The sequence below is a fragment of the Micromonospora sp. NPDC049257 genome, assembly GCF_040678915.1.
Lineage (GTDB): Bacteria > Actinomycetota > Actinomycetes > Mycobacteriales > Micromonosporaceae > Micromonospora > Micromonospora antibiotica.
Genome location: NZ_JBFAQU010000009.1, coordinates 227,298 through 237,854, shown reverse-complemented (window position 1 = coordinate 237,854; position 10,557 = coordinate 227,298). Strand labels below are relative to the sequence as shown.

Annotated in this window: 7 protein-coding genes; 4 read left to right on the top strand and 3 right to left on the bottom strand. The window is 68.2% G+C overall.

Annotation, left to right across the window (positions count from 1 at the left end):
• Nucleotides 1-383: 383 nt before the first annotated feature.
• The 3 genes from AB0K25_RS16605 (at nucleotide 384) to AB0K25_RS16595 (ending at nucleotide 5,538) form a co-directional block, all read left to right on the top strand.
• Complete coding sequence (locus AB0K25_RS16605) at nucleotides 384-3,119, top strand: ATP-binding protein (protein ID WP_219463382.1); 2,736 nt, start codon at nucleotides 384-386, stop codon at nucleotides 3,117-3,119.
• A gap of 110 nt (nucleotides 3,120-3,229) precedes the next feature.
• On the top strand, nucleotides 3,230-3,703 hold the full coding sequence (locus AB0K25_RS16600; protein ID WP_219463380.1) for a hypothetical protein: 474 nt from the start codon (nucleotides 3,230-3,232) through the stop codon (nucleotides 3,701-3,703).
• 341 nt (nucleotides 3,704-4,044) lie between these two features.
• Nucleotides 4,045-5,538, top strand: coding sequence for an alpha/beta fold hydrolase (locus AB0K25_RS16595; RefSeq protein WP_219463378.1), 1,494 nt, complete (start codon nucleotides 4,045-4,047; stop codon nucleotides 5,536-5,538).
• Between the two features lie 90 nt (nucleotides 5,539-5,628).
• On the opposite strand, the gene AB0K25_RS16590 is transcribed toward AB0K25_RS16595, so the two are convergent.
• Nucleotides 5,629-6,288 (bottom strand): Type 1 glutamine amidotransferase-like domain-containing protein, encoded by a 660-nt coding sequence (locus AB0K25_RS16590; protein ID WP_219470147.1) that lies wholly within the window; start codon nucleotides 6,286-6,288, stop codon nucleotides 5,629-5,631.
• 306 nt (nucleotides 6,289-6,594) lie between these two features.
• Here AB0K25_RS16590 and AB0K25_RS16585 point away from each other — a divergent pair, with 306 nt between their 5' ends.
• Nucleotides 6,595-7,794, top strand: a complete 1,200-nt coding sequence (locus AB0K25_RS16585; protein ID WP_363820957.1) for a pectate lyase — start codon at nucleotides 6,595-6,597, stop codon at nucleotides 7,792-7,794.
• 255 nt (nucleotides 7,795-8,049) lie between these two features.
• Here AB0K25_RS16585 and xylB read toward each other — a convergent pair whose 3' ends face one another.
• Complete coding sequence (gene xylB / locus AB0K25_RS16580; RefSeq protein ID WP_363820955.1) at nucleotides 8,050-9,447, bottom strand: xylulokinase; 1,398 nt, start codon at nucleotides 9,445-9,447, stop codon at nucleotides 8,050-8,052.
• 112 nt (nucleotides 9,448-9,559) lie between these two features.
• Nucleotides 9,560-10,540, bottom strand: a complete 981-nt coding sequence (locus tag AB0K25_RS16575) for a WYL domain-containing protein (protein WP_363820952.1) — start codon at nucleotides 10,538-10,540, stop codon at nucleotides 9,560-9,562.
• Nucleotides 10,541-10,557 lie beyond the last annotated feature (17 nt).

Here is a 10,557-nt window from a genome sequence, read left to right as displayed (position 1 = left end):
GACCACCCGAGCGATCCGCGACGAACCCCAACGAGCACTCACCATCCTGGGCATCACCAACGATCCGGACACCCCCGGAACTTGATCAAGCCCTGCGCAACACGAGAGTCCGGTTCCCGACTCGAATCGTGATCCCCTACCGAGCCTTAGTAAGATCGGAAATCCAAATTGGCAGTTGCCCGGTATTCAGGTTCCCGGTCGCGGTCGACTCTCCCACATTCATGGGGGCAGCATCTAAGGAGCATTCTTATGCTGCTGGTGGTCGCGGGCTGGTGGACCAAAGAAGAGCTGCTCCCTGTTTCGGTTGACTGTGATCCGGCGTGGCCTTCAATCCCACGCGATGTTTGAAGGGGCTCCTCCTTATGGTCATCTCGACAGATCAGATGTCCTATGAGCAGTCGCCGTTGTGGCGCCGGACGCTCGGCGAAGTTCCCGGGGATTGCTGGGCAGCGCAGCGGGCGGCTTTGCGAGCCGCGTATCAACAGTTCCGGTCGACGGTTGCGCCGCTCGCCAACGAGATCGTGATTTCTATGCCGATGTTCACCGACCACTCCATTTCTCATATCGACGCGCTTTGGGACACCGCGTCCATCGTCTGCGGCGTCGACTTTCCGATCAATCCAGCCGAAGCTTTTGTGCTCGGCGGTGCCTTTCTCATGCACGATCTTGGGATGGGGCTTTGCGCCTATCCCGGTGGTGCGGACCAGGTCATCGCCGATCCTGCCTATGCGGGGCTCCTGGCTATCGCGACAGAGCGACTGCAGAATCTGGAACCGGCTGCGGACCAGTCGACGATCAATGTTGTCGCACAAAAGCAGGCACTCGTCGAGCTGCTACGGCGGCGTCATGCCGAACGGGCCCAGCAGTTGCTACGAACCCCCTTCGTCGGACCAGATGGGAGTGACAACTATCTCTTGGCCGATCTCAGTCTCCGACTTGACTACGGAAGCATGATCGGCGAAATTGCCGAGAGTCACTGGTGGGATGTTGGTCGACTACGCGACCTGGACCGGGTGCAGGGTTCCCGCCCGGACCACCCGCCAGCCTGGACCGTGGATCCGCTGAAGATCGCTTGCATTCTGCGCCTGGCCGATGCGGCGCACATAGACAGCCGGCGCGCGCCGAGCTACGTGCACGCGTTCCGGCGTCCGAGTGGCGTCGCCGAAGACCACTGGGTGTTCCAGGAGCGACTGACCCGTCCACAGCTGGACGATGATCGTCTCGTGTATACATCGACGCGACGTTTCGCAGGGGCGGAGGCGCCCGCCTGGTGGTTGGCCCACGAGACAATCCAGATGATTGACGGCGAGCTGCGTCGTGTCGATGCGCTCTGCGCTGACCTCAAGCGCCCCCGTTTCCGGGCCCGGTCGGTCGCTGGTGCGGATGCTCCCGACCGGCTCGCGGCCTACCTGCAGACTGACCGGTGGCGCCCCATTGACGCGCGGATCAGGGTCACCGATGTCGATAAGGTGGTGGGCAATCTCGGTGGAGAAAAGCTGTACGGGAAGCGGCCGGATGTGGCTTTGAGGGAGTTGATCGCCAACGCCTCGGATGCGACATTGGCTCGCGCGGCACGGGAAGGCGCGCCGCCCGGCACGGTCACGATCGGACTGACCCTGGAGGGCGGCTCTTGGTGGCTGACGGTGGCCGACCAAGGGATCGGTATGCAGCCAGACACGATGGTTTCGGCCCTGACCGACTTTGGTTTCTCCCGATGGCGGTCTGCCGACATGTTGACGGAATATCCGGAACTGAGTGGATTCCAGCCCACCGGGCGCTTCGGTATCGGCTTCTTCTCTATCTTCATGATCGCCGATAAGGTGATCGTCCGCAGCCTGGCGCTGGATGAAGCGGCGCGAGATACTCATGTGCTGGAATTTGCGAATGGCGTGTCGGTTCGACCGTTGCTTCGTGCAGCCGAGCGTGCCGAATGGCTCCGTCAGCCAGGAACTGTTATACGCGCCTGCCTGAGGGTGGAGCCGCGGTCCGGCAACGGACTGTTCCGCAATGCGAGTCGACGGCTCACACATACCGAGTACCTGCACGCGATGGTGCTGCCCATGTGCGCTCTGGCGCGGGTGCATGTCGATGTGCAGGGGCCAGACGACCCCCTGCCCGTGCGCCTGGTCAACGCAAATGACTGGTTAGCGATCTCAGACTCGGAATTGTTCGAGCGCGTTTACCTTCGACCCGACGATACCTACGGGCGCCGGCTTGGCCTCGAGGAGTATCACCAACGTTTTCTCGAACGGGCCGAGGAACTACGTGACGAGCATGGTCAAGTGATCGGTAGGGCCATGATGACGTCGATGTGGGAGGGAACCTGCGGAGCAGGGGGTTGGGTGAACTGTCATTCAAAGATATACGTGGGTGGTTTGGAATCCGACACCCTTCGCGAGACCATGGGCGTCTTTGTCGGCAGTCCCCTGACCGCAGACCGGCTGCGGTCATTTCCGGACGCCAACCCCGAGCAGCTCACCAGATGGGCGGAGTCGCAGGCCGATCGGGTGGGCCGCAGCCCGCGAATCGGGTCGGAGCAACGCCAGATCATCGGTAACCTGAGCCGGGCATTGGGCGCTGTGGCACCACAACTGCCATGTGCGTTGTCGAGTGGCCGAGCGCTCGATGTGGCGGATCTGCATGGTTGGCTGGAGGCTCGGAATACAATTCTACTGGTAGACAGTAGTTTCTACGTTCACTACCGGTCGGACGGTACTCCGTGGTTCATTTCTTTCGGTGGCGGCGAGCTGCAATTTCCCGAAGACTGTCTCGTCGTCAATTTCTACTCTGAGTGGCTGTATCCGGAGGAAGTGTTGCCGCGGCCCAAGGATGAGCGCTTTGCCGACACGGAACTGCAGGGAGTGAAATGGAATGCTCGGAGTTGGTGGTATGATACAGGCAATTTCGGATCGGTCGGATTGGTGATACGTGTCATCGCGGCGATGTGGGAGCTTGCGCTGCCCGATCTGCTCGACCTGATGGAGCCGATGCACTTGGATGAGGATGGTGACGAGCGGTGTCCGGTGTCGCTTGTCGGCGGCGGCATCGAACGTGTCGAAATGGTACGGCTGCAGCGCCCGTCTGGTGTGGCAGGTCAGGCCAGGGCGGCCGATAAGTGAAGCGATCACCTCGGCTGGTCAGTTCCGGACGGTTGCCGGTGGGGCGTGGTGGCGACCCGCGACGACGGGCTGGTCAGCGCGATGAGCGCTGGTCCCCCGATCCGGACTGTGTGGGGATCCACAAAGACGCCGCAGCTCAGACTGAGTTCCAACTCGAGCGGTACCGCTACATCCTGCAGCAGATCCACGCCGCCAACGAGAATGTTCACCGCTTCCTCGGCATCTACCAGACGCTGGCCACGACGCTGATCGGCGCGGCATTGGCTCTGTTCGTCGGTTACCGCGACTGGAATATTCCAACGGGCACTGTTCGGGCGGGAATTCTTGCTCTCCTGTGGTTGGTGACCGTCGTTGCAGCCTTTACGGTCCTTGTGGTGGTCGTTGGCGTCCTGACCTGGCTCGACTACCGCCACGAAGAGTGTCAACTGTTGTCCGACGTCCTGCAGCCGGACTTCCGGGCGCCACCGACGTTACGCAATTTCTACCGATGGTACGAGACGTACATTATCGTCTTCATTGCGGGGACGGTCGCTGCGATGTGGTGGTCCGCGCTGGAGTTGATCATTCCTGCTGTCCGTCCTTAGCGGATGTCGTGATCGTGCGATGCCTTACACCAAGTCTGGGCCGACCACTACGACCACTGCGCTGACATCACCGGGCGTGCCGCCGAACGCGGTTAGGCCTCAGTGGGCACGGACACTTCAGCTTTTCATCGCCGCAACCGCCCCGCCATACCACGAACTCCTCCTGCGGGCGGCGGCGGTGACGCCGACCTTCCCGAACGCGTCGCCTGCAGCGTCACCACCGCCGCCTGCGCCCAGCGGTGGAACAACCACCCGTGGACGCCTGACCGTGCAGCGCAAGAGTGCTGCCGGAAAAGGCACGTTGCGGTGTGGAGGCGTGCGTCCTAGCGTGTGCGACACAGATGAATAGGCGTCGATGGTTGGAGGCGTGGATGCGGGCGGTGGTCGCTGTCGTTGTCGCCAGCCTCACCATGGCCGTCGCCCCGGCCGGAGCGGCCCTGGCCGGGACGGCCAGCGGGGCGACCCTCGCGTGGCGGGCGTGCCCCGGTGTCGATGACACGCGCCTGCGCTGTGCCACCGTCGAGGTGCCGCTCGACCATGCGCGGCCGGCCGGCCCCAGGATCGACATCATGATCTCCCGGCTGGCCGCGACCGACCCGGCGCTGCGCCGCGGTGTACTGGTCACCACGGGTGGCGGACCGGGTGGTGCCGGTGTGCCCGAGCCGCTGAACCTCGCCGCCGTCGTCGATCCGGCGGTGCTCGCCCGGTACGACATCGTCGGGTTCGACATGCGCTTCGTCGAACGCAGCACCCCGATCACCTGCGGCCAGCCGGAGGAGGAACCGGGCGGCTACTGGGTGCGCACCGCGACGTACCAGTCCCTGGAGGACACCGCCGTCGAGGCCCGTGAGTACGCCCGTGCCTGCGCCCGGCACGCCGGTTGGGCGTTGCCGTTCGCCACGACCGCGCAGGCCGCCCGCGACATGGACGCCATCCGGGCAGTCCTCGGCGAGCGGAAGCTGTCCTTCCTCGGGGGGTCGTACGCGGCGATGCTCGGCGTCGCGTACGGCACGCTCTTCCCGCACCGGGCGGACCGGTTCGTGCTGGACAGCCCGGTCGACCTCGACCTCGCCTGGCGGCCCTACGAGCTGGAACGGCTCCCGGCCTTCGAGGACAACTACGCCGCCTTCACCGGGTATCTCGCCGACAACGACGCGACGTTCGGGCTCGGTGGCACGCCGACCGAGGTCGCGCAAACCCTGAGCGGGGCTTTCGCCGAGGCGGCGCTCGACCCGATCGTGGCCGGGGACCACGCGTGGACCGCCGGCGAACTCGGCTCCCTGACGGTCATCGCGACGTACTTCGAGCAGTTCTGGCCGGTGGTCGCGACCGACCTGGCCGCCATCCTCGCCCACATCCCGCCGCCGATCCCCCTCGACCCGCGGCCGGCCCCCCTGCCCGGGACCCCGGGCGTGCCGGCGGACAACCACACCGCGGTCAACATGGCGTTCCGCTGCGGCGACGACGCGTGGCCCCGTGACCTGGCGACCTACCGCCGCGACCTGAACCGACTCGGCACCCGCCATCCGGTCTTCGGTCCGTCGATCGCCAACGTCAACCCCTGCGCCTTCTGGCCGGTCAGCCGGGACAACACACCGCCGCTGGTCGGCAACCGGGCACCGGCGGCACTCGTCGTCGCCGCACTGCGCGACGCCTCGGTGCCGCCGGCCAACTCGATCGCGACCGCCCGGGCCATCACCGGCTCCCGGCTGGTCACTGTGGACAAGCAGACCCATGTGCCGCTGCTCAGCGGCCAGGCCAACGCCTGCCTGACCGGCACCGTCACCGCCTACCTGGTGCACGGGCAGCTGCCGAGGCACGACACGGCCTGCTGACGGCGCCTTGCCGGGTCGTCGCGGCGTGTTCGGCTGCGGTACGTGGCGGAGCGAGCGGGTGCTCCGCCAGGCGACCGCCGTTGGCCGTAGCTACGAGGGGAACCGCCGCCACTGCCCCTCGGAGACGACCTCGACGACGCCGTCGGTCACCGTGATGGCCGTCTGATCGTCGATGGCGTACGCCGGACCCGCGATCTCGGCCGCCCATCTCTCGGCATCAGCCATGGTGTTGTCGGGCTCAAGACCCAGGTGCGGGAAGATCGAGAAGTCGACGACTCCCAGTGTGCGGTCGTCGGGCGCGGACTGCCACGCGACGAATTCCGCGCCGATCCGGGGGGTCAGCACCATGCTCCCCGCACTCAGCCCCACCCAGACGGTGTCCGGCAGTGACGGCAGGAGGTCCGCCAGCCCGGAGTGCCGCATCCAGTGGCACAGGTATGCCGCATCGCCGCCGGCCACGAGGATGACGTCGGCGTCCCGCACCCAGGGAACCCACCGCTGCCCGCCGATGCTGGGCAACGCCGTCAGCTCCAGGACACCCAGCGACTCCCAGCCCAGGCCGCACATGGGCAGCGGCGTCTGACCGGTGATGAAACGCCAGGCCGAGGCTGGTCCGGACACGGGGTTGCCGTACAGCGCCGTGGGGATGCAGAGGGCACTGGAGGCGGCGATCGGTTTGCCCAGTAGGTCGACCAGCGCCTCGTGGATACTCCCGTTCGTGACCCCTGCGGACGTGAGGAGGAGCCGCACGCGTGCCTCCTGTCCGTAGCGCTCGCGACTGCCCGCCATGATAGTTGCGCACCATCGGTCGGTGCCCGCAGACGGGTCCGTCCGGAGCAATTTACCGACGCCATTGTCAGTCCTGGGATTTGCAGCGCCCTTGCGGCGATCGGACGCGTCGCTGACCCGGCCCGACGGCCTCGGTGCACCGCACCGGTTCTTTCGCGACAAACCGGACGAGTCAGGTGTGACCCTTGCCTCATCATCGACTGGTCTCTATCTTTGATGGAAAGCGCTTTCCCAAACCAGGTGCTCCCGCTCGAAAGGTGAGATCAGATGAGACGCAAAGTCGCCTCGCGGTGGCTGGCCGGCAGCGCCACCGTGGTCGCAGGCGCCGTCGTCGCGCTGGCGCTACAGATTCCCAGCGCCTCGGCCGCCACGAACCTGAGCCTCGGCGCCGGCGCCGACGGCTCCAGCAAGGCCAGCGGTACCAGCTACGGCAACGTCATCGACGGCAACACCGGCACCTACTGGTCGCCGAGCGGATCGACCGGCACGATCTCGGTCAAGTGGGGCAGCGCCACCACGGTGTCCTCGGCCGTCATCGTGCTGGCCTCGGGCGGCGGCTCGATCAGCGGCTGGCAGCTCAAGAACAACGACACGGGCGCCGTCCTGGCCAGCGGCAGCAGCGCCCCGAGCACCGTCAACTTCTCCTCGACGTCGCTGAAGAAGATCTCCTTCGTCATCACCGGCGCGTCCGGCACCCCGCGGATCGCCGAGTTCGAGACGTACGCAAGCGGCGGGTCGACCCCGACCTCCGGTCCCACCAGCAGTCCGACGTCCGGCCCGACCAGCAATCCGGGCACGCCGACCGGAGCGTGGCCGTCGTCGGCCGGCTCGGTCAGCATCTCCGGCACGGTCAACGTCTCCGGCACCTTCGACGGCGGGATGAAGACCTACTGCTGCATCGGTGACGGTGGGCAGGGCGAGTCGCAGGACCCGATGTTCAAGATCGCCAACGGTGGCACGCTGCAGAACGTCATCCTCGGTTCGCCGGCCGGCGACGGCGTGCACTGCGAAGGCACCTGCACCCTGCGCAACGTGTGGTGGAACGACATCGGTGAGGACGCCGCCACCTTCAAGCAGACCAACGGCGGCACCTCGTACATCATCGGTGGCGGTGCGCGCAGCGGCAGCGACAAGACCTTCCAGCACAACGGCAACGGCACGGTCAACATCTCCGGCTTCTACCTGAAGGGGTCCGGCAAGCTGTACCGCGGCTGCGGCAACTGCACCACCTCGTACACCCGCCACGTGCGTATCGACAACGTCCTGGTCGACGACATCGACATGCTCGCCGGCATCAACAGCAACTGGAACGACACCGCCACGATCACCCGCGTGGTCGTGATCGGCTCGGCCACCATCTGCGGCAAGTACAAGGGTGTGCCCAAGGGCAGCGAACCCAGCTACCTCGGTGAGGGCTGGAACGACGCCAACTGCAAGGTCAACAGGAGTGACGTCACCTTCCGGTAGTCACCCCGGACGAGGTCGTGCGCAGCGGGGCATCCGCGCCAGACGGGTGCTCCGCTGCGCTGCGGCCGGCCGGCCGGACGGGCGGGCGGGCGGACGGGCGGACGAATGTTGGACACCGGGTCCGGCTGGCGCGTCGCCCGCATCGGGGGCGTACCGGAGAACGCATACGCCACCGCGACGGTCGTCGGCGGTGACCGCCCGGAACGGACCCGGGCGCATCGCCGTCAGCGCCCGACCCGCTCCGCGCCGCCGGGGTCACGTCAGCAGCGGTAGCGCCCGTTGGCGGACGTCGACGTAGCGCTCGTAGACCCCGGGGGTGCCGTCGGCGGTGGCCTCCTCGGCCTCCACCGGCCACGGCGGCGGCTCGACGTCGCCGGACAGCGCCCAGGCGGCCTGCCGCGCCGCGCCGAGCGCCACGTACTCGGCGGGGCGCGGCACGCTCACCGGCGCACCGAACAACGCCGGTGCGACCGCCCGCACCGCGCGGGACCGCGCCGCACCGCCGATCAGCAACACCCGGTCGACCGGGACGTCCTGGGCGCGCAGCGCGTGGAGGGCGTCGGCGATGCCGCCGAGCATGCCCTCCACCGCGGCCCGCGCCAGGTTCGCCGCCGACGCGTTCGCCCGGGTCAGGCCGGCGAGCAGGCCGCGCGCGTCGGGCAGATCGGGGGTGCGTTCCCCGTCCAGGTACGGCAGCAGGGTCAACCCGCCCGCGCCGGGTTGCGCCGCGAGCGCCAGGTCGTCCAACTCCGCCAGTGACCGGCCCAGCAGGTCGGCGACCGTGACCAGCACCCGGGCCGCGTTGAGCGTGCAGACCAGCGGCAGGAACCGGCCGGTCGCGTCGGCGTACCCGGCCACCAGCCCGCTGGCGTCGGCGGTCGGTACGTCGCTGCGCCCGTACACGCACCCCGAGGTGCCCAGCGAGACCACCACGTCACCCGGCCGCAGGTCGACGCCGAGCGCCCCGCCCATGGTGTCGCCGGTGCCGGCCGAGAGCAGCGCCCCGGAGGCGGTCTCCCCGACCACCTCGGCCGGCCCGGCCACCCGGGGGAGTGCCACGTCCCGACCGAACGCGAGCCGCACCAGGTCCTGCCGGTACGCGCCGACGGCCGGTGACCAGTAGCCGGTGCCGGACGCCTCACCCCGGTCGGTCGTCGGCTCCCCGCCGTCGGCGCGCAGCCGGTGGGTGAGCCAGTCGTGGGGTAGCAGCACCATGCTGGTGCGGTCCGCCAGCTCGGGCTCGGCGCGGGAGAACCAGCGCAGCTTGGTGACCGTGAAGCTGGCCACCGGCACCAGCCCGACGGCGTCGGCCCATGCCTTCGGGCCGCCGAACTCGGTGGTCAGGTCGACGGCGGCACGCGCCGAGCGGGTGTCGTTCCACAGGATGGCGGGGCGCAGCACCTCGCCCGCGTCGTCGAGGCAGACCATGCCCTGCTGTTGTCCGGCGACGCCGATCGCGGCGACTCCGTCCAGCAGGCCGGCGCTGGCCTGCTCGTACGCGGCCCACCACGACCGTGGGTCGATCTCGGTGCCGTCGGGGTGTGGGGCGCGGCCCGCGCGGAGCACCTCGCCGGTCCCGGCGTCGCAGACCACGACCTTGGTCGACTGGGTCGACGAATCGACCCCGGCGACGAGGGTCCTCGCGTCACCCATGGCGGTGCCTCCGTAGCTCGGGACCCGACCCTACGTCCAGCACCCGGATTAGTTCAATGGCTATGCAAAATTCGGCGTCGCCTTGACCGTGGAGCACCGTCGACCACGTTGATCATTGCCGTGGCGTCCGAGGCGCGTGCCGCTGCGAGCCGTACCGCTCGACGAGCACGGTGCCGATCGCGGCCAGCTGGTCCCGCACCCCCGGCGGGCCGGTCACCTCGAGGTAGTCGACCAGCCCGGCAAGCTCGCCGGCGAGGATCCTCTCGTCGTTGCCGCGGATCACGACCTCGATCCGGCCGTCGGTGGTGGAACCTCCCACGTCGAGTCGAGCGCCGAACCCCATCCGGAGCACGCCTACCGCGTGGGGCGTGCACATCGCGTGGGCCTCGACCGGTGTCCGCCGGCGCTCGACCTCGTCGGCGATCTCGCGCCAGCTCTCGGCGAGGTCGAAGTCCTCGGGTCGGTGCACGGGATCGGTGGTCGGGGCGACGGAGGACACGCGGTCGATCCGGAAGGTCCGCCGGCCGGCCCCGGTGGTGGCGACGAGGTACCACGACGGACCCTTGGCGACGATGCCCAGCGGGTGGACGGTCCGCTCGGTGCCGGTGCGTTCCCGGTCGACGTAGCCGAGCCGGACCTGGACGCCGCGGATCACCGCGTCCTGGAGTTCGCCGAGGAAACGCGGCGGTCGGGCCTCGACCGGGCTCGACCCCCACCGTTGCGGGTCCATGACGAGTGACGACGACGCCGCTTCGGCCTGCGCCCGGAACGGCTCCGGCAGGGCGTGGGCGAGTTTGCGCAGCGCCGCCTTCACCGTCGGCGTGACCGCCGAGGCCGGGCCGGCGACCAGGAACAGGGCGCGGGCCTCACCCGCGGTCAACCCGGACAGGTCGGTGCGGGCGCCGCCCACCAGGCGCCAGCCGCCGCCCCGGCCCTGCACGGAATACACCGGTACGCCGGCCATGCCCAGGGCGTCGAGGTCGCGGCGGGCGGTGCGCTCGGAGATCTCCAGCTCCCGGGCGACCTCCGCCGCGGTCACCTGTTCGCGCTGTTGCAGCAGGAGGAGGATGGCCACCAATCGGTCGGCTCGCACCCGGACGACACTGCCAC

Excerpts from the sequence above, each read along its gene's own strand:
- AB0K25_RS16605 (WP_219463382.1), top strand. The coding sequence starts at position 384 with ATGTCCTATGAGCAGTCGCCGTTGTGGCGCCGGACGCTCGGCGAAGTT.
- AB0K25_RS16595 (WP_219463378.1), top strand. The coding sequence starts at position 4,045 with ATGAATAGGCGTCGATGGTTGGAGGCGTGGATGCGGGCGGTGGTCGCT.
- AB0K25_RS16585 (WP_363820957.1), top strand. The coding sequence starts at position 6,595 with ATGAGACGCAAAGTCGCCTCGCGGTGGCTGGCCGGCAGCGCCACCGTG.
- xylB (WP_363820955.1), bottom strand. The coding sequence starts at position 9,447 with ATGGGTGACGCGAGGACCCTCGTCGCCGGGGTCGATTCGTCGACCCAG.